Origin of the sequence: Streptomyces sp. NBC_00876 (genome assembly GCF_045207435.1) — a bacterium.
Classification (GTDB): domain Bacteria; phylum Actinomycetota; class Actinomycetes; order Streptomycetales; family Streptomycetaceae; genus Streptomyces.
On record NZ_CP108800.1, the window covers coordinates 3,358,964 to 3,378,465 of the forward strand.

Consider the following 19,502-nt stretch of genomic DNA (forward strand, 5'->3'; position numbering starts at 1 on the left):
GGGCCGCGTCAGCGTTACCCCGGCCCGGATGATCCGGGCCGGGGCATCGCGGTCAGCGGAGCGTGGCCCCCGGCGCCGGGGACGACGCGATGCGGGCGTTGCGGCAGGCGCCCGAGGCGAGCAGCGCGTCGGCGACCTTGCGGGCCGACGCCTCGTCCTCGGTCAGGAACGCGGTGGTCGGTCCGGAGCCGGAGACCAGTGCGGCCAGTGCGCCCGCGTCGGTGCCCGTCGTGAGGGTGCCGGCCAGCGAGGGCCGCAGGGACAGGGCGGCCGGCTGGAGGCCGTTGCTCAGTGCGCCGGCGAGTGCGGTGGTGTCGCCGGTGCGCAGCGCGTCCAGGAGGACGGCGGACGCGGCGGGCTCGGGCACGTGCGTCCCCGCCGTGAGCCGGTCGAACTCGCGGTACACGGCGGGGGTGGAGAGGCCGCCGTCGGCGACCGCGAAGACCCAGTGGAAGGTGCCGCCGACCTCGAGGGGGGTCAGCCGCTCGCCGCGGCCGACCCCGAGGGCCGCCCCGCCGACCAGGCTGAACGGCACGTCGCTGCCCAGCTCGGCGCAGATGGCCAGCAGCTCCGCACGGGACGCTCCGGTCGACCAGAGCGCGTCGCAGGCCAGGAGGGCACCGGCGCCGTCCGCGCTGCCGCCCGCCATTCCGCCCGCGACGGGGATGTCCTTGTCGATGTGGATGTGCACATCGGGTGCGATGCCGTACCGGCCGGCCAGGGCGATCGCGGCGCGGGCGGCGAGGTTGGTGGCGTCCAGCGGGACCTGGGCGGCGTCGGGGCCGGAGCAGGTGACGCGCAGGGCTTCGGCCGGGGTGACGGTGACCTCGTCGTACAGGCCGACGGCGAGGAAGACGTTGGCGAGGTCGTGGAAGCCGTCGGAGCGCGCGGCACCGACGGCGAGCTGGACGTTGACCTTGGCCGGTACCCGGACGGTGACACTCGCGCTCATGCGGACGGCTCCGGCTTGTTCTCCGCGATGGCGGCGAACTCCTCGACCGTGAGCGCCTCGCCGCGGGCCTGCGGCGAGATGCCGGCCGCGACCAGTGCGGCCTCGGCGGCGGGCGCGGAGCCGGCCCAGCCGGACAGGGCCGCCCGCAGCGTCTTGCGGCGCTGGGCGAAGGCGGCGTCGACGACCGCGAAGACCTCGGCCTTGCTCGCCGTGGTCGCCACCGGTTCGGTCCTGCGGACCAGCGAGACGAGCCCGGAGTCGACGTTCGGCGCGGGCCAGAAGACCTTGCGGCCGATGGAGCCGGCGCGCTTGACGTCCGTGTACCAGTTGGCCTTCACCGACGGCACTCCGTAGACCTTGTTGCCCGGCCGGGCGGCCAGCCGGTCGGCGACCTCGGCCTGCACCATGACCAGGGTCCGCTCGATGCTCGGGAAACGGTCGAGCATGGTGAGCAGGACGGGCACGGCGACGTTGTACGGAAGGTTGGCGACCAGAGCGGTCGGCGGCGGGCCCGGCAGTTCGCGCACGAGCATCGCGTCGGAGTGGACGAGCGTGAAGCGGTCGGCGCGCTCGGGCATCCGGGCGGCGACCGTGGCCGGCAGCGCGGCCGCCAGAACGTCGTCGATCTCGACGGCGACGACCCGGTCGGCCGCCTCCAGCAGCGCCAGGGTCAGCGAGCCCAGCCCCGGGCCGACCTCCACCACCACGTCGTCGGGCCGGACCTCCGCGGTGCGCACGATCCGGCGGACCGTGTTGGCGTCGATGACGAAGTTCTGGCCGCGCTGCTTCGTGGGGCGTACGCCCAGCGTCGCGGCCAGCTCGCGGATTTCTGCGGGGCCCAGGAGGGCGTCGGGCTCTGTGGTGCTCACCCGTTAAGCGTACGACCGCCGGGTGACCGTTCAGGCCGCCCCCGCTGCACGTACAGCTTCTTCGCCCGGTTGGCCGGGCGCGGCCCGGTGCCGGCCCGTACGACCCGGCTGACCGGTTCCCGTACGAGCTCCGTGGCCAGCACCCGGGGCTTGTGCCGGACGCCGTTGACGGTCCGCAGGGCGTACATGACGCGGCGCGAACCGTCCTGCCCCTCCCGTTCGACCCGCTCGGTACCGGCGGCCAGCGATCCGTCCCCGGACCGCTCCACGGCGTACGGCAGCGGTTCCTCGCGCACCACGAGGGCGGACGTGATCCGGAGCACCTTCACGGTCTGGCCGTCGCGCGGGAAGCTGTCCGGGGCCACGGAGGTGGTGTCCTCGCCGCGCAGCGTGACACCGGCCCGGGTGACGGCCTCGCGGACGGTGGCCGCGTTGGTGCGGACGGTGTGCGCGCGGCCGTCGGCCATCACGGTCACGGTGCGTTCGGTGCGTACGTCCAGGGTCAGCCCGCTCCGGCCGATCGGCGCGGCCCTGGAGACGGAGAGGTAGGCGCCGTCGGCCCGCACCCCCAGCCGGCGCAGGGCGGCGCCGACCGTGTGCTCGGACGTCCAGACACGGCGCCGCACCCCGTCGAGCGTGAGCGTCACCGGGCGCCGGCTGCGGACGGTGACCTCGTCCCCGTCGCCGAGGCCGCTGCCGGGGTCCGGGGAGACCGTCGCGGGGCCGTCTGCGTCGATGCCCTGTTCGGCGAGGAGCCCGGCGACGTCGTCGGCGAACGTGTGCAGGGTGCGCTGCTCCCCGTCGATGTCCAGCGTCACCGCCTTGTCCTCGGCGACGAACGCGGTGGTGCCGCCCGCGAGGAACGCGACGACGAGGGCCTGCGGGACCAGCCTGCGCAGCTGCTCGGGGCCCACGGGCACCCGGCGCCGCCGTGCGGCCCGCCGCGCCCCGGCCCGGCCGCCGGGCACCGGCACGGCGAGGGCGGCGACGGTGGGGGCCTGGGCGGCGCGGCCCCGCGCGGTGGCGGCCGGGCCGGGAGCGGGTGCGGCGAGGCCCGTCGGCAGGTCCACGGCGGTCGGCGCGCGCAGCGGCCACGCGGTGAGCGTCAGCTCCTCGTGCAGCGGTACGGGCGAGGGGCCCGGGACGACGACGGTGGCGGGGCCGCGCGCCGCCGCGCTCCCACCGCCGCGCGCCGCCGTGTCCGCCGTACGCCCCCTGCCGCGTGCCGCGCGGTGACTGCCCTGCGAATTGCTCACGACGCTCGCTCCAGAAGATCCGTACCGGACCGGCTCACTCTTGCGGCCTCTGGCGCCCGGGACGATAGCGGAGCGGGTGTCACTCTCCAAGGCGGCGCGACTACCCGCTGTCGCGGCCGCCGGGGTCAGTAGTCGAACGCGCGAGCCGTGTTGCCGGCGATCGCCGACGCCAGGGTGTCCTCGTCGACGCCCTTGACCTCCGCCATGGCGCGCAGCGTGACCGGAATCAGGTACGGCGCGTTAGGCCGTCCGCGGTACGGGGCGGGGGTGAGGAACGGCGCGTCCGTCTCGACCAGGACCAGTTCCATGGGCGCGACGGCCAGGGCGTCGCGCAGCGGCTGGGCGTTCTTGAACGTCATGTTGCCCGCGAAGGACATGAAGTACCCGGCGTCCGCGCAGATCCGGGCCATGTCCGCGTCGCCGGAGTAGCAGTGGAAGACGGTCCGCTCGGGGGCGCCCGCGTCCGCGAGAACGCGCAGCACATCCGCGTGCGCCTCGCGATCGTGGATGACGAGTGCCTTGCCGTGCCGTTTGGCGATCTCGATGTGGGCGCGGAAGGACTCCTCCTGCGCCGCCATGCCCTCGGGGCCGGTCCGGTAGTGGTCGAGTCCGGTCTCGCCGACGCCGCGTACGTGGTCGAGTGCGGCCAGCGCGTCGATCTCGGCGAGCGCCTCGTGGAGCGCGGCCGTGCCGCCGGCCTCACGGGCGTCCTGCCGCGACCAGCCATCCGGATCCCCGTGCACGATCCGCGGCGCCTCGTTGGGGTGCAGGGCGACGGCCGCGTACACGCTCGGGTGCGCGGCGGCCGTCTCGGCGGCCCAGCGCGAGCCCTTCACATCGCAGCCCACCTGGATCACGGTCGTCACGTTCACCGCGGCGGCCCTGGCCAGGCCCTCCTCGACGGTGCCGTCCTGCATGTCCAGGTGGGTGTGCGAATCGGCGACCGGCACCCGGAGGGGTTCGGGCAGCGGCGGGGCTTCGGTACGGCTCATGGCCACGATCGTACGAGGACCGTGGCCGGGGCTCTCACCGCGCCGGATTCACCGCGTGGGCCTCACCGCGTGGGCCTCACTTGCGGAACGGGTGCAGCAGGTCGGAGAGGTGCCAGTGGTGTCCGGCGGCCGGCGCCGCGGTGGCGGCCACGGGCTCGTTCTCCCGCTCCCGCTCCTGGACGTCGGTGTCGGCGGCGGCCGGGCGGTTCTGGAGCAGTCGCTGAACCGTCGAGACCCGGCCCGCCCGCATGATCCGTACGACATGTCCGCCGCAGTTCGTGCACGTCGGCGTGGAAAGGGGCGAGGGCACGCGCTCGCCGTCCGCCTTGTAGACCACGAATGCGTTGTGGGAAGCGTCGACGTGGTGCTCTATTTCATAGGCCTGTTCCCAGCCGTATCCACACCTCATGCAGGCGAAGGCATACGCCTCGTGCACGGTGGCTGCTGCGATCTCGCTCATGCCTGCTCCTCTTGTCCGCCGGACAAGCACTCCGGAGAATGCGTCCTGGATCCAGTGGACGCCTTTACCGGCGGGAGCGCACCAGGCCCTGTCGAGTGTTGGAGCGGTCTTGGCCTACTCGTGGCAAAAGGGGCCGGTACGCGGCTCGCGCTTTGCCTTTCACGATAGTCCTTTGCCGTCCACTGGGCCGGTCCGAGCCGCGTTCTTTGCCGCTACGACCGCGTCGAACACATCGCGTTTGGGCAGCCCGGCGGCCGCCGCGACGGCGGCGATCGCCTCCTTGCGCCGCTCCCCCGCCTCCTCGCGCACCTGCACCCTGCGCACCAGCTCATCGGCGTCCAGTTCCTCGGCCCCGGAGTCGGCCGCGCCCTCGACGACGACGGTGATCTCGCCGCGTACGCCCTCGGCGGCCCAGACCGCGAGTTCGCCCAGCGGGCCGCGCTTGACCTCCTCGTACGTCTTGGTCAGCTCCCGGCACACGGCGGCGCGCCGGTCGGCGCCGAAGACCTCGGCCATCGCGGCGAGGGTGTCGTCGAGCCGGTGCGGGGCCTCGAAGAAGACCATGGTGCGGCGCTCGTCGGCGACCTCGCGGAGCTTGCCGAGGCGTTCACCGGCCTTGCGCGGCAGGAAGCCCTCGAAGCAGAACCGGTCCACCGGCAGCGCGGACAGGGCGAGCGCGGTGAGCACGGCCGAGGGGCCGGGCACCGCGGTGACCTTGATGTCCTTCTCCACCGCCGCGGCGACCAGCCGGTAGCCGGGGTCGGAGACGGACGGCATCCCGGCGTCCGTCACCAGCAGCACCCGGGCGCCGCCCAGCAGCGCCTCGACGAGTTCGGGCGTACGGGCGCTCTCGTTCCCCTCGAAGTAGGAGACGACACGCCCCGTGGTGTGGATGCCCAGCGCCTGGGTCAGCCGGCGCAGCCGGCGGGTGTCCTCGGCGGCGACGACATCGGCCGTCTCCAGTTCGGCGGCGAGGCGTGGCGGGGCGTCCGCCACATCGCCGATGGGGGTCCCTGCGAGTACCAGCGTTCCAGTCGTTCCAGTCACAACGTCCATCCTCCCAGCACGGGCGGCGGCGTTCGCACAGATGCGTTCCCTACGATGGCGCGGTGACGAGTACAGCGCCCGAAGCCCGGCAGGGCCAAGACGCCGGGGAACTGCACGGCCCGGAGCCGACTTCCTGGCAGCAGCGGCTGCGCCGCTTCGGCCATTCCCCGCGCCCCGGTATCGGGTTGCGGGAACGGCTGATTCCGCCGTACACCCGCCCCGGGAGCCAGTTGTGGGCGGTGCTCGGTGTGCCCCCGCTGCTCGCCGACCGGCTGGTGCGCTGGTCGGCGTGGGGCGGCCCGCTCCTGGTGGCGCTGGTGGCGGGGGTGCTGCGGTTCTGGAACCTGGGCAGCCCGCACGCGGTGATATTCGACGAGACGTACTACGCCAAGGACTCCTGGGCGCTGATCAACCAGGGGTACGAGGGCTCGTGGCCCAAGGACGTCGACAAGCTGATCCTCAGCGATCCGTCGCAGGTGAAGATCCCCATCGAGCCGGGCTATGTGGTGCACCCGCCGGTCGGCAAGTGGATCATCGGCATCGGTGAGCAGATCTTCGGGTTCACACCGTTCGGCTGGCGGTTCATGGTCGCGGTGCTCGGCACGCTGTCGGTGCTGATGCTGTGCCGGATCGGCCGCCGGCTGTTCCGCTCGACGTTCCTGGGCTGTCTGGCGGGCGGACTGCTCGCGGTGGACGGGCTGCACTTCGTGATGAGCCGCACCGCGCTGCTCGACCTGGTGCTGATGTTCTTCGTGCTGGCCTCGTTCGGCTGCCTGCTGATCGACCGCGACTGGGCCAGACGCCGGCTCGCGGCCGCGCTGCCGGTGGACGAGGAGGGCGTGCTGCGGCCGGACGCCGGGGTCGCGGAGGGGCTGCGGCTCGGCTGGCGCCCCTGGCGGATCGCGGCCGGGATCTCGCTCGGGCTGGCCTTCGCCACCAAGTGGAACGGGCTGTACATCATGGTCGCGTTCGGCCTGATGACGGTGTTGTGGGATGTCGGCGCGCGAAGGACCGCGGGTGCGGTGCAGCCGTACAAGGCGGTGCTGAAGCGGGATCTGGTGCCGGCGTTCGTCTCCACGGTGCCGGTCGCGGTCCTCACGTACCTCGCCTCCTGGACCGGCTGGATCATCCACAACGACCCGGAGCGGCACGGCTACTACCGGGACTGGGCGGCGACCGACGGCAAGGGCGGCAGCTGGACCTGGCTGCCGGACTGGCTGCGCAGCCTGTGGCACTACGAGAACCAGGTCTACGACTTCCATGTGAACCTGACGTCCGGTCACACCTACCAGTCCAATCCGTGGAGCTGGATCGTGCTGGGCCGGCCCGTCTCGTACTTCTACGAGGAGCAGAACGGCTGCACCGACTCGGCGACCGGCAAGTGCGCGCGCGAGGTGCTGGCGCTCGGCACGCCGCTGCTGTGGTGGGCCGCGTGCTTCGCCCTGCTGTACGTGCTGTGGCGCTGGTTCTTCCGCCGTGACTGGCGCGCGGGCGCGATCGCCTGCGGAGTGGCCGCGGGCTGGGTGCCGTGGTTCCTGTACCAGGAACGCACCATCTTCCTTTTCTACGCGGTCGTGTTCGTGCCGTTCCTGTGCCTTGCGGTGGCCATGATGATCGGCGCGATGCTGGGTCCGGCGGCGGGCACCGGGGCGAAAAACGAACTGGGCCTGGCGAAGGGCGATCCATCGGGTGAACGGCGCCGGACATTGGGGGCAGTCGCCGCGGGCGTACTGGTTCTATTGATCGTCTGGAATTTCATCTACTTCTGGCCGCTGTATACCGGAACCGCCATTCCGGAAGATTCCTGGCGGGACCGCATGTGGCTGGATACCTGGATTTAACCGGTCTGTTCACGCCATGGCGGATCGCATTCCGATAACAATCGGTACTCCTGTCACTACCGTCCCGTAAAGTTCCCGGAACAGCCCCCTTGAACACGTTCAAGGGGGCCTCCTGGGGAGGGGGACGCAGGAATGCGCAGCGGAGCGAAGATCGGCATCGTCGGCGGAGTGTTCGCGGTCGTGATCGGCGGGGTGGGGTACGGGGCGTACAACATCCTGGACGGGCTGGGCGACAGCGGTGTCGGGGGCGGCGGGGACGGCAAGACCACCTCCACGGAGGTGAAGACGGGTCCGGTCACCAAGGCCGAGACAGCCGACACGTCGAAGAAGTTCCTCGCGGCGTGGGCGAAGGGCGACGCGGAGGTCGCGGCCCAGCTCACCAACAACAAGGGCGAGGCGGAACCGGCCCTGGTCGGCTACAGCGACACCGTCCATGTCACCAGGGCCGTGATCACCCCCGGCCCGGCGATCGGCTCGAAGGTGCCGTACACGGTGAAGGCGACCGTTTCGTTCGAGGGGAAGACGAAGGCCTGGTCGTACGCCTCCGAGCTGACCGTGGTGCGCGGACTGACCACGGGCCACCCGCTCGTGGACTGGCTGCCCTCCGTCATCCATCCGGATCTCGGCAAGGGCGAGTCGCTGGAGACCGGCGAGTCGAAGACGGCGTCGATCGAGGCGGTCGACCGCAACGGCAACGTGCTCAGCAAGGAGAAGTACCCGTCGCTGGGCGGCATCCTGGACGAGCTGCGCAAGAAGTACGGCTCCGAGGCGGGCGGCACCACGGGCATCGAGACGTGGATCAACAGCGCGGACGCGGACGGCGCGGACAAGACGCTGCTGACCCTGGCCAAGGGGAAGCCGGGCCGGGTGCAGACGACGCTGGACCCGGGAATCCAGGCGGCGGCGGAGAAGGCCGTGAAGAAGTACGACAAGTCGTCCGTGGTGGCTGTGGAGCCGTCGAGCGGTGCGATCCGGGCCATCGCCAACAACCGTCGGGACAACTTCGACGCCGCCCGGCTGGCCACGGTCGCCCCCGGCTCGACGATGAAGATCGTGACCGCCGCGATGATCATCCAGAACGGGCTGGGCAGCGCGAACGAGCCGGTCGCGTGCGAGCCGCAGGTGACGTGGATGGGCGTGCCGTTCCACAACCTGGAGAACTTCTCCATGCCGGACGCCACCTTGAAGAGGGCTTTCGCCCGGTCCTGCAACACCGCGTTCATCAAGCCGGTGGGCCCGCTGGACAAGGCCGGCAAGGCCGATACGGCGCTCGGCAACGAGGCCTCGCAGTACTTCGGGATAGGCCGCAACTGGCAGACCGGCATCCAGACATGGGACGGCGAGGTGCCCGCGTCACAGGGCGCGGAGACCGCCGCTTCGTACATCGGCCAGGGCAAGATCCGGATGAACCCGCTGAACATGGCGTCCATCACCGCCACCGCCGTCCACGGCCAGTTCCTTCAGCCCTACATCGTCCCGAAGGACCTGGACAACCGGACCTTCGCCACCGCGAGCCCACTGCCGGGCGGGGTGTCGGCGCAGCTGAGGGAGATGCTGAACTACACCGCCACGAAACCGGAAGGTACGGCGACCGCCGCCATGGCGGGCGTGGGCGGCTTCAAGGGCGGCAAGACCGGCTCGGCCGAGATCGACGGGCACGCCACCTCCGACAGCTGGTTCACCGGCTTCAGCAACAATCTCGCGGCAGCGGCCCTCGTCCAGTCCGGCGGCCACGGCGGCACCGCGGCCGGCCCGGTCGTCGCGGAGGTCCTGCGCGCGGGGCCGTGACCCGTGGCCGGGAGACCAGGGGGCGGGAGACCAGAGGGCGGGAGACCAGGGGGCGGAAACCCGTGGCCGGGAGACGAGGGGCCGCAGGCCAATGAAGTTGACGGCCGCAGTCCGGTTTCCCGATAGTCGTCGAGGCGGGACCGGACGCGGCGCCATCGGTCCGGTCCCGGAGAAGCCGTCTGCGGTACAGGGGGAAGGGCCATGATCATCGGCTGGATACTGCTGCTCGTGCTGGCCGTCGCAGCCGTGGCCGGCCGGCGGCTCCGCCGCTACCCGGGGGGCCTGCGGTTCGCCTTCGGCCAGGAACACGCCGCCGCGCGGCACGACCTCGACACCGCGCGGGACGCCCTGCGCGAGCTGGAGCGGGCCGCGGTCAAGGAGCTGTCCGGCGCGCGGGCCGCCGCCCTGACCGCCGACGCCGCCCACCGGCACCGGGTACGCAAGGCCGAGGAGCGAGTTGTCTATCTGCACCGTCCGGACCGCGGCGGATTCCTCGACGAGCTCGGCAACCTCTGCCTCTACCAGCACGTTCTCGCCGTGCGCACCGAGGAGTGGAGCGGCGACCTTCCGCTGGCCGGGATCACTGTCCGCTCCGACCACACCCTCACGGCCGCCCACATCTACGTGACCGACCCGGCCGGACGCCGGCACCTGGTGACCTATCACCTGGAGCACTTCGGCGAGGAGTACGTCCGCAAGTTCATCGTCGACGTCCACAACGCCATGGACATCGCCAGGGCGTTCCAGCGGGACCTGCCCACGCTCATCGATGAGGCCGAGGCCGAGCTGGACCGTGCCCGGAACGACACCACCGGGCAGTCCGAGGCCGGGCGCCGTCTCGACGAGATCACCGCCCGCCAGGGCGGCGACCCCCGCATCCCCAGGGCGCGCCACGAGCTCGACGCCGCCCAAGCACGCTGGCAGGCCCTCACCGGCCGCCGTCCCCACTGACCGGAACCCGGATACCTCGTGACACCGCTCGTTGCCATAGCCGTCCTGACGGCCGCCTTCACCCACGCCGGCTGGAACGCGATCGCCCATGCGATCAAGGACCAGCTGCTCTCGTTCACCCTGATCTCCGGAGGCGGTCTGCTGATCGGCGCGGCCGCCGCCTGCTTCGTCCCGTTGCCTGCGGCACAGGCCTGGCCCTACCTGGCCGTCTCCGCCGCCCTGCACGTGGCGTACATGCTGCTGCTGATGCGGTCGTTCACGCTGGGCGACTTCGGCCAGATGTATCCGATCGCCCGGGGCACCGCCCCGCTCGTGGTCACCGTCCTGGCCGCCGTCTTCGTCGGCGAGCACCCGGACGGCTGGGCCACGGCGGGCGTCGCGGTCGCCTCGGCGGGACTGGTCGGCCTCGCCCTCTGGGGCATCCGCGGCGCCGGCAAACGCCCCCAGTGGCCCGCGATCCTGGCCGCGCTGGCGACCGGTCTGGCCATCGCCGGCTACACGACGGTGGACGGCGTCGGCGTACGCGCCTCCGGCAGCTCCCTCGGCTACATCGCCTGGCTGATGATCCTGGAAGGCCTCGCCATCCCCCTCTACGCCCTCTGCCGCCGCCGCTCAGCGCTGCCCGCCCAGCTCCGCCCGTACGCGGTACGCGGCCTGCTCGGCGCGGCCCTGTCGGTGACGGCGTACGGCCTCGTCCTGTGGGCCCAGACCCGGGCACCGCTCGCCCCGGTGGCGGCGCTGCGCGAGTCCTCGATCATCGTGGGCGCGGCGATCGGGACCGTCTTCTTCAAGGAACGCTTCGGCGCACCGCGGATCGCGGCGGCGGGGCTGATGGTGGTGGGGATCGGGCTGATGCTGCATACGAGTTGAGCGCGGTGGCGGGGGCGGGGCGTGGCGTGATGGCTCGAACCGTTGGCCGGCACGGCCGCGTTGTGCCTGGGGACGGGGACGCCGTCCCGAGGATTCTTCGGCTGTCCCAGCCAGAAGGCAGCCACGGAGCTCGCTCCGATGCCGCTGGTCGATCCGTCGTGCGTCAGACGTTCCATGGGGCGATGGGCCTTGACCCCGAGTCCGTCGCAGACCAGGTGGCGCCGGCTGCCCGTCTTCCGCCGGTCGACCGGCGACGGGCCGGTACCGGCGCCCCTTTTGTCGAGCACACGGCGCGAAGATGACGCTCATCGACAGTGCCCACCCCCGAGCCGGGGCATGGGAACAGACCTGCCGCCTCCGGTTCCCCCGGTTGGGTTAAGCCCGATAGCTGGTCCAGCACGGCTCGGCTAGCGTCCGAGCTGTTCGGGTGTACGGAGAGCTGGAAAGAGGTACCGATGTCTTCTGATCTCGCGAGTACTGAGTCACGCACCCGGATGCCGGAGTCGTTCGTGCGGGCGGTGGGACGCGTCGCCTATGTGTGGGGCTGGCCCATGGTCTCGATGATCAATCGCCGTACCGCGCTGACGTCCGTGCCGGAGCCAGGGCTGCGGGGCGGTGTGCTGCCGAACGCACCGCTGGGCCGGGTGTGCATGATGACGGACTACATCCCGGCAGGGCAGCGCTTCGTGGCATGCACCAATCAAGACGTCCTGTACGGGTTCGGGTTCGGCAGTCTGGACGAGCAGCCGGCCGTATTCCAGATTCCCGACTTCGGCGACAGGTTCTGGGTGGCGGCCGCGTGGGACCACCGCACGGACTCGTTCGCCCAGATGGGCAAGCAGTACGGCACCAAACCCGGCTTCTACGCAGTGGTCGGCCCGAACTGGGAGGGTGAACTGCCCGAGCAGATCACCGGCTCGTTCCGGTCCACGACGGCTCTGGCCGCGTTCTGCCCGCGCGTCTTCATCGAGGACACGCCCGAGGACCGCGCGAAGGTCATGGAGCTGCTGCCCTACGTCACGATCTACCCGCTGGACCAGTTCGACGGAACGATGAAGAGCGACGACTGGGCGAATGTTCCCACCTTCCCCGTTCCCGAAGCCGCGGGCGAGGGCGAGATCCGGTGGGTTGATCCGGCCAAGTTCTTCGACCAGTTGCCCGAGGTCCTCGACAGTGTCCCGCCGCTGCCCGGCGAGGAGGCGCTGTACCAGCAGTTCCGGGTCCTGCTCTCCGCTGCCGCCGCCTCACCGGACGTCAAGCAGGCGCTGATCGAGGTGGCCCACGAGGCCGAGCAGGAAATCATCACTCCGCTTCTGCGCTGGGAGTACAACGGTCCCTCGGCGGGGAACAACTGGTTCTCCCCGACGAACAACTCCGCGTTCGGCACCGACTACCTCACGCGCACCGCCCTCGCACGCTCGAACATGTTCGAGAACGCGCCGCAGGAGACGAAGTACATCTTCACCGACACCGACGCCGACGGCATCCAGCTGGACGGCACCCACACCTACACGGTGCGGTTCGGAGCGGGCGCTCTGCCGCCGGTCAACGGCTTCTTCTCGGTGACGCTCTACAACAAACACCACTTCTACGCCGAGAACGATCTCGGCAGGTACTCCCTGGGCACGAAGAACCCCGACCTCGCGTACGGCGCGGACGGGTCTCTGACCCTGTACGTCGGCAACTCCCTGCCCGACGGCGCCCCGGCCACCAACTGGCTCCCTGCGCCGGCCGACGCGTTCTCCCTGTACATCCGCGCCTACTGGCCCCAGCAGGCCATCCTGGACGGCACCTGGACACCGCCCCGGGTGGAACGCTCCAACTGACGAAGCCCGGCGAGCCCACTCAGACGGCCGGGCGCGAACCAAGTGGGGACGAAGAGCGAAACAGGTCGCTTCCCACGAAGCCTCGGCCGTCGTAGGGGATCCGCCCTGTAGAGACACGGTTGCCTCGGCCATGCGCTGCGGGTCCCGGCTGTTCGCGGTGGCGCCGTCGTCGTAGCCGGGCTCGTTGCCGGCCTGCCGGATCGGTGCGATGGCGCACCGGCCACGTATGTCGTCGAAGGTGTCGAATACGAGTTTCGGGCCCATGGCTATGCCTCCCGAGGACAGGTGGGCTACTGATCGTCGAGGTCCTCGCCGAAGGTCACCTCCAGCTCAGCCATGAGCGCCTCGGCGAGTTGCAGCGACTGGGCCCGGTCGATGACGATCTGCTTGAGCGAAGAGAGGCCTCGGGGCTGCGAGAGAACGTTGCCCGTGCAGCCGTCTCCTTCGATGCCAAGGTGGATAGGGCCGTGACCAGGGCCTGCCGGGAAACACGGCAGTAGTTGGTCTCGGTGGTCTTCAGGCTGCCGTTCTCGAAGTAGCGGTTGGCGGCCTGGGCTCAGCGGCAGAAGCCGAAGAACTCACATTCGGCCCGGCAGCGGTCCGAACCGATGAGGAAGTCGCGTACGCAGTGAAGCCGATGGGCACCACGGAGGATCTCGGCCAGCGGCTGTTCGAGGATGTTGCCGGCCCTGAAGGAGTCGTACTCGGGAGCCTGGGTGTCGGCCAGTTCCGGGGAGAGAAGGACCACGTCGCCTTTCCAGGAGACGGTAGGAATGGGGTCCAGGAGACGCCGGTCCCACTCGGCTCTCTGCCCGGTCCGGATCAGGTGGAGATACTCGGCGAGGCGTTCGACCACGTCGACCTCCTCGTCCCCGGCTACCTGGGCATGGACCTCGTGGCCTGGTCCCAGGGCGATGCCGTGCGTGCCGCCGAGCTGTGGCGCCCGCATGCTCCCTAACCGGCCCGGCACGGGCTGCTGCGCTGGGGGGGTGTCCGAGCAGGAGATCGGCTTCGTCTGGCAGACCGGGGCGGCCGGCCCCGACGACTGGCCGGTTCTCGTGCAGTACGACTTCGGTGACTGGGAGCGATTCGACTGCGGCATGGGCGAGTTCATCCTGCGCATGCTCACGGACGTGCAGTACGGATTTCCCACAAGCCATCAGGCCGTCCACTACTACCGGCCCCTCACTCCCTGACCCGCGAGAATCAGATGCACCCAGGGGCTGCCCTCGATCGCGGGCCGTGGGCGCGGATGAGTGCTCGGGGTGTGCGGCGGATCGACTGGTGGGCCAGCGGTCCGGTCCGGACCGGACCGGACCGAGTGTCGATGCGCCGTTAGTAGGGAACCGTCCCGCACCAGGGCTCCGACCAGGCGGAATCCCCGTACCTGTTGGTCGCGCGCACCGAGAAGCAGATCTCGTCGCGGGAGTACGTGCCCCCGATCGGGAAGCTCGTGCCGCCGGTGTGGTAGTTGGTGTCGACGTTCTTGTTCATGAGCGAACTGCCCTTGTTGGTGTAGTGGATGTCGTATCCGGACGCCCGGTCGGCCGACGACCAGCTCACCTTGATCGGCCTGGAGCACGGGCCTGCGCAGTCACTCGTGTACTCCACCTTGAAGCCCTTCACGGCAGGCGGCGGGGAGTCTGCGGGTGCGGAAGCAGCCCCGGAAGAGCCTCCACCGCCGGAGCCGGTGGGGCCGGTGGGCGAGCCGGACGATCCGGTTGCCGAGCCGGACGATCCGGTTGCCGAGCCGGACGATCCGGTGGGCGCCCCGGTGGACGAGCCACCCGATCCGGTGGAGCCCCCTCCGTTCGTGGTCGCGGAGCGTGACGGTTCCGCCGGCGTCCCCGAGGAACCTCCGGTGCCACCCGAGCCCTTCCCGTCCTCCTTCCCCTTCTCCTTTTCCTTCTTGGACGGGGAACTGCCCGGCTTACCCGGCGAGTTGCTGCCATCAGCAGCGGGACTCGCGCTGCTGGCCGGCGGGCGGGCCCCCTCCGCGTCGCCGAAGCCGGGCTGGAGCACCACCATCGTGGCGCCACCGACGGTGAGGACGAGGACGACAGGCAGGGCGATGACCGTGCGTCGCCGACGGGGGCGCCGCCCGCCCGGCTCCGCCGCGGAGCCCTTGCCCTTCGGGGCGAGGTCAGGAGCAACCGGCGGATCGGCCTGCGGGGCGAGGCCGGGAGCGACCGGCTTCCCGGCATTGCCCTGCGGGGCGAGGCCGGGAGCGACCGGCGGCGCGGCCTTCGGGCGAAGGTCGGCCGTCGCACGGTCCACGGGCTCCTCCCGCAGTGGCCGTACCTCGGCGTCGAGCAGCTGGGCGGCCTGCCGCGCGAGGTGTGCGACGACGTCAGGCGGCAGCCACGCGCCCTGCGACGCCGCCGGCTCGCTGCCACCGGTGTCCGCCAGCAGCGCGTCCACACCGGGCCGTTGCTTCTCGTCCTTGATCAGACAGCGTGCGATGAGCGACTTGAAGGCCTCGTCCTCGACCCCCTCCAGATCCGGCTCCTCCTGCACGATCCGGTACATGACGACGTGCGCATTGCTGGCCCCGTGGCCGAACGGGAGCCGCCCGGTCGCCGCGTACATGAGTACACACCCGAGCGTGAACACATCGCTCTTCGGCCCGGCGGCCTCCCCCCGGATCTGCTCCGGCGACATGAAGCCGGGCGACCCGATGGCCATCCCCGTGCTGGTCAGGAGCGACTCGACGGAGGTCTCCAGGGCCCGCGCGATCCCGAAGTCGATGACCTTGGTCCCGTCCACGGTCAGCATGACGTTGGAGGGTTTCAGGTCACGGTGCACGATCCCCGCGTCGTGGATGTCCTTCAGGGCGTGCAGCAGTCCGTCGGTGAGGGCGTACAGCGAAGCGGCGGGCAACGGTCCGTGCTGCCGCACGATCCGCTCCAGCGAGAGGCCCGGTACGTACCCGGTCGCCACCCACGGCGGGTCGTCGTCGGGCCCCGCGTCGAGCACGGGCGCGGTGAACCGTTCGGCGACCCTTCCGGCCGCCTCGATCTCCCGCCGGAACCGGGCCCTGAACCGCGCGTCGGACGCATGCTCCTCGTGCACCACCTTCACGGCGACGGTCCGCCCGCTGTCCGACCGTGCGAGGAACACCCGCCCCATGCCGCCGGCCCCGAGGCGCCCCAGCAGCAGGTAGGGACCGATGCGCGCCGGATCGAACTCGGTGAGCGGTTTGATACCCCCCGCGACGTAGTCCTCCCGCTCGCCACGCTCGTCCCCGCCCATGACGGTATTCCCCCCGACTCGACCCGCATGATCAACGGCACAACTTGCCCAACGCTAGAGGGCGTTGAAGATTCCGGTGGGGGCGATGACGTCCGGTACGGCTGGGACGGTTCCGCCGGTACGCGGCTCAACGACACAGGGCCTCGCCGGTGACGGCCGGCCCGGGCGACGACGGGATCCGGCGGACGGAGATTCGGATCGGTGGCGCCCGTTTCCGCCGTTCGTCAACTCCTCGCAGGTCACCCGCCCTTCACCTCGCCATCCCGTCCCGGCCCGGCAAATCCGCACGGGGCGGGGATCGTTCACCAACTATTGACACGCTGTTGTCGGGGGCGGAACACTCCGGAGCGGGAGAGCGCTCTCCCACCTCATGCACCCCCACCCACGCAGCAGGAGGTCTCCATGCCACGGAGGTCGAGAACTCTCACCGGACTGCTCTTGTTCACCTCGCTGAGCCTGACCACGGCAGGGATCGCCGGGATCGCGGCGACAGCGAACGCTTCCCCCGAAACGCCGGCCGCGGCGGCCGGCACGCACACCGCACACAACGCCGCGTACTCCATGCCCGGGATGCCCGGCATGGCCGACTCCACCAAGGCCTCGGGCGACGACCCGGACGGCGACGGCTACATCATGGCCGACCCGCCGGTCACCGGCGTCACCCCGTCCACGGCGGTTCCGCCGCAGGCCTACTTCCACGAGTTCCAGGCCAAGTGCGCCCCGACGCACACCGCCCCCGACGATCCGATCGTCTATCCGGGTCAGCCCGGGAAGTCCCATGACCACACGTTCATGGGCAACACGACCACGAACGCCGACACCACCACCGCGTCGCTGGAGGCGGGCGACACCACCTGCCTGGCGGGCGGCGACAAGTCCGGCTACTGGATGCCGAGCCTGTTCAACGGGGACCAGAAGGTCCTGCCCCAGGGCGTCCAGACCATCTACTACAAGTCGGGTGTCACCGACTACACCAGCGTCCGCCCCTTCCCCAGAGGACTGCGGTACGTCGTCGGCAGCCCGATGCAGACCAAGGAGGAGTTCAAGAACCTCAAGGGCACGGTCGAGGGCTGGGAGTGCGGTGACAGTTTCAAGAACTACGACTTCCCGGCGACCTGCCCGGACCGCCAGGACGTCCAGCTCAACCTGCGTCTCCAGGCCCCCAGTTGCTGGGACGGCATCCACCTGGACACGCCCGACCACAAGAGCCACATGGCCTACCCGGTCGCGGGGGGCGCCAACTACAACTCCTGCCCGGCCGACCACCCCGTCGCGCTGCCGATGATCGAGTTCAAGATGGCCTGGCCGGTCAACGGTGACATGTCGCAGGTGAAGCTGGCGAGCGGCGCCGGCTACTCCTTCCACTACGACTTCATGAACGGGTGGGACGCCGCCACCCTCGACGCGATGGTCACCCACTGCGTCAAGGGCGGCCTCCAGTGCGACCCGCACGGCTACGACGAGAACCACCCCGCGGCGGGTGCGGTGCTCGACGAGAACTACGAACTGCCGTAGCCCGTACGCCCCCCATCAGGGGCCCTTTTTCGGCCCACGCCGGAGAGCGCTCTCCAAGATCGTGCGGGCCCCTGCCCCCCTCACCAGTCCCCCCACCCGCAAGGAGCAAGACATGCACCGTCCCCCCACCCGCAGGGCCAAACGCCTCGTGGCCCCGGTCGCGGCGGCGGCCCTGCTCGGCGGCGGTCTGCTCGCCGTGCAGGCGCCCGCCGCCCAGGCGGCCGGCAACGTCGTGAAGGTCACCGGTTCGCAGGGCGACTGGCAGCTGACGGTGGACGGTTCGCCGTATACGGTCAAGGGTCTGACCTGGGGCCCCTCGGTCGCCGACGCGGAGAAGTACATGCCCGACGTGAAGTCCATGGGCGTCAACACCATCCGCACCTGGGGCACCGACGCCACCAGCAAGCCGCTCTTCGACACGGCTGCGGCCAACGGCATCAAGGTGATCGCCGGCTTCTGGCTCCAGCCCGGCGGCGGCCCCGGCAGCGGCGGCTGTGTGAACTACCTGACGGACACCGAGTACAAGAACAACATGCTCGCCGAGTTCCCCAAGTGGGTCGACACCTACAAGGACAACCCCGGTGTGCTGATGTGGAACGTCGGCAACGAGTCGACGCTCGGCCTGCAGAACTGTTACGGCGGTGACGAGCTGGAGGCCCAGCGCAACGCCTACACCACCTTCGTCAACGACGTCGCGAAGAAGATCCACGCGGTCGACCCGAACCACCCGGTCACCTCGACCGACGCCTGGACCGGGGCCTGGCCGTACTACAAGAAGAACGCCCCCGACCTCGACCTGTACGCCGTCAACGCCTACAACGCGGTGTGCAACATCAAGTCCGACTGGGAGAAGGGGGGTTACGACAAGCCCTACATCGTCACCGAGACGGGCCCGGCCGGTGAGTGGGAGGTCGACGACGACGCCAACGGCGTGCCGGCCGAGCCGACCGATGTCGCCAAGGGCGAGGGGTACGAGAAGGCGTGGGGCTGCGTCACCGGTCACACCGGGGTGGCGCTCGGCGCGACGATGTTCCACTACGGCGTCGAGGACGACTTCGGCGGCGTCTGGTTCAACCTGCTGCCCGGCGGCCAGAAGCGGCTCGCGTACTACGCCGTGAAGAAGGCGTACGGCGCGGACACCTCGGGCGACAACACCCCGCCGGTGATCACGGACATGGCGGTGGACGGAGCCACCACCGGCGTCCCGACCGGGGGCGACGTGCGGATCAGCACCCGCACCAGCGACCCGGACGGTGACGCGATCACCTACCAGGTGCTGTTCAGCAGTAACTACGTCGACCAGAACAAGGCGCTGGTCCCGGCCGAGACCAAGGACAACGGCGACGGCACCCTGACCGCGAAGGCCCCGAAGAAGACGGGCGTCTACAAGGTCTATGTGAAGGCCACCGACGGCCACGGCAACGAGGGCATCGAGACCAGGTCCGTCAAGGTGGTCCCGCCGAAGGTCGACGGGACCAACGTCTCCCAGGGCAAGGCCGCCACGGCGTCCACCTTCCAGACCGACCCGACGGGCGGCTGCCCGTGCGGTGCGGCCAACGCGGTGGACGGCAAGTTCGACACCCGCTGGGCCAGTGACTGGAGCGACCCGCAGTGGCTCCAGGTCGACCTCGGCGCCTCGACGAGCTTCAAGCACGTACAGCTCGCCTGGGACCCGGCGTTCGGCAAGGCCTATGACATCCAGACGTCCGAGGACGGGCAGAGCTGGACGACGGTGAAGTCGGTGACGGACGGAGACGGCGACATCGACGACATCGACGTCAACGGCAAGGGCCGCTACGTACGGATCAACGGCACGGCCCGCGGCTCCGGATACGGCTACTCGCTCTACGAGTTCGGCGTCTACAGCTGACGGAGAGGCGCTA

General features: G+C 70.5%; 16 protein-coding genes. 8 read left to right on the top strand and 8 right to left on the bottom strand.

All coding sequences use genetic code 11. The features are described 5' to 3' along the window. Positions 1-52: 52 nt before the first annotated feature. From OG782_RS14640 to rsmI, 6 genes are all read right to left on the bottom strand, one after another. Entirely contained in the window at positions 53-952 is a 900-nt protein-coding gene (locus OG782_RS14640; protein ID WP_406451017.1) for a 4-(cytidine 5'-diphospho)-2-C-methyl-D-erythritol kinase, read from the bottom strand. After that, complete coding sequence (gene rsmA / locus OG782_RS14645; RefSeq protein WP_406451019.1) at positions 949-1,821, bottom strand: 16S rRNA (adenine(1518)-N(6)/adenine(1519)-N(6))-dimethyltransferase RsmA; 873 nt, start codon at positions 1,819-1,821, stop codon at positions 949-951. The genes OG782_RS14640 and rsmA overlap by 4 nt, the downstream gene beginning before the upstream one ends. Next, on the bottom strand, positions 1,818-3,077 hold the full coding sequence (locus OG782_RS14650) for a ubiquitin-like domain-containing protein (RefSeq protein ID WP_406451021.1): 1,260 nt from the start codon (positions 3,075-3,077) through the stop codon (positions 1,818-1,820). The genes rsmA and OG782_RS14650 overlap by 4 nt, the downstream gene beginning before the upstream one ends. Before the next feature lie 125 nt (positions 3,078-3,202). Continuing rightward, complete coding sequence (locus tag OG782_RS14655) at positions 3,203-4,069, bottom strand: TatD family hydrolase (RefSeq protein ID WP_406451023.1); 867 nt, start codon at positions 4,067-4,069, stop codon at positions 3,203-3,205. A gap of 76 nt (positions 4,070-4,145) precedes the next feature. Continuing rightward, positions 4,146-4,529: a hypothetical protein gene (locus OG782_RS14660; protein ID WP_406451025.1), complete on the bottom strand. Its 384-nt coding sequence runs from the start codon at positions 4,527-4,529 to the stop codon at positions 4,146-4,148. A gap of 159 nt (positions 4,530-4,688) precedes the next feature. Beyond that, positions 4,689-5,585 (bottom strand): 16S rRNA (cytidine(1402)-2'-O)-methyltransferase, encoded by an 897-nt coding sequence (rsmI, locus tag OG782_RS14665; RefSeq protein WP_406451027.1) that lies wholly within the window; start codon positions 5,583-5,585, stop codon positions 4,689-4,691. Positions 5,586-5,638: 53 nt separating this feature from the next. Here rsmI and OG782_RS14670 point away from each other — a divergent pair, with 53 nt between their 5' ends. From OG782_RS14670 to OG782_RS14690, 5 genes are all read left to right on the top strand, one after another. Further along, positions 5,639-7,417, top strand: coding sequence for a dolichyl-phosphate-mannose--protein mannosyltransferase (locus OG782_RS14670; RefSeq protein WP_406451029.1), 1,779 nt, complete (start codon positions 5,639-5,641; stop codon positions 7,415-7,417). A gap of 132 nt (positions 7,418-7,549) precedes the next feature. Further along, positions 7,550-9,205 (top strand): penicillin-binding transpeptidase domain-containing protein, encoded by a 1,656-nt coding sequence (locus OG782_RS14675; protein WP_406451031.1) that lies wholly within the window; start codon positions 7,550-7,552, stop codon positions 9,203-9,205. 201 nt (positions 9,206-9,406) lie between these two features. After that, a complete protein-coding gene (locus tag OG782_RS14680; protein WP_406451033.1) occupies positions 9,407-10,156 on the top strand; it encodes a hypothetical protein in 750 nt (249 codons plus the stop codon). 18 nt (positions 10,157-10,174) lie between these two features. After that, the gene (locus OG782_RS14685) at positions 10,175-11,026 is read left to right on the top strand and encodes an EamA family transporter (protein ID WP_406451035.1); all 852 of its coding nucleotides are present in this window, start codon (positions 10,175-10,177) and stop codon (positions 11,024-11,026) included. 455 nt (positions 11,027-11,481) lie between these two features. Next, on the top strand, positions 11,482-12,852 hold the full coding sequence (locus OG782_RS14690) for a DUF1254 domain-containing protein (RefSeq protein ID WP_406451037.1): 1,371 nt from the start codon (positions 11,482-11,484) through the stop codon (positions 12,850-12,852). A gap of 556 nt (positions 12,853-13,408) precedes the next feature. Here the strand turns inward: OG782_RS14690 and OG782_RS14695 are convergent. Beyond that, entirely contained in the window at positions 13,409-13,801 is a 393-nt protein-coding gene (locus OG782_RS14695; protein ID WP_406451039.1) for a hypothetical protein, read from the bottom strand. Positions 13,802-13,841: 40 nt separating this feature from the next. On the opposite strand from OG782_RS14695, the gene OG782_RS14700 reads away from it, so the two are divergent. Beyond that, complete coding sequence (locus tag OG782_RS14700) at positions 13,842-14,048, top strand: hypothetical protein (protein WP_406451041.1); 207 nt, start codon at positions 13,842-13,844, stop codon at positions 14,046-14,048. Positions 14,049-14,187: 139 nt separating this feature from the next. Here OG782_RS14700 and OG782_RS14705 read toward each other — a convergent pair whose 3' ends face one another. Then, positions 14,188-16,104 (bottom strand): protein kinase domain-containing protein, encoded by a 1,917-nt coding sequence (locus OG782_RS14705; protein ID WP_406451043.1) that lies wholly within the window; start codon positions 16,102-16,104, stop codon positions 14,188-14,190. Between the two features lie 402 nt (positions 16,105-16,506). Between OG782_RS14705 and OG782_RS14710 the strand changes: the two genes are divergently transcribed. Together OG782_RS14710 and OG782_RS14715 are read left to right on the top strand one after the other, a co-directional pair. After that, on the top strand, positions 16,507-17,619 hold the full coding sequence (locus tag OG782_RS14710) for a DUF1996 domain-containing protein (protein ID WP_406451045.1): 1,113 nt from the start codon (positions 16,507-16,509) through the stop codon (positions 17,617-17,619). 112 nt (positions 17,620-17,731) lie between these two features. Continuing rightward, complete coding sequence (locus OG782_RS14715) at positions 17,732-19,489, top strand: discoidin domain-containing protein (RefSeq protein ID WP_406451047.1); 1,758 nt, start codon at positions 17,732-17,734, stop codon at positions 19,487-19,489. Positions 19,490-19,502: the final 13 nt, after the last annotated feature.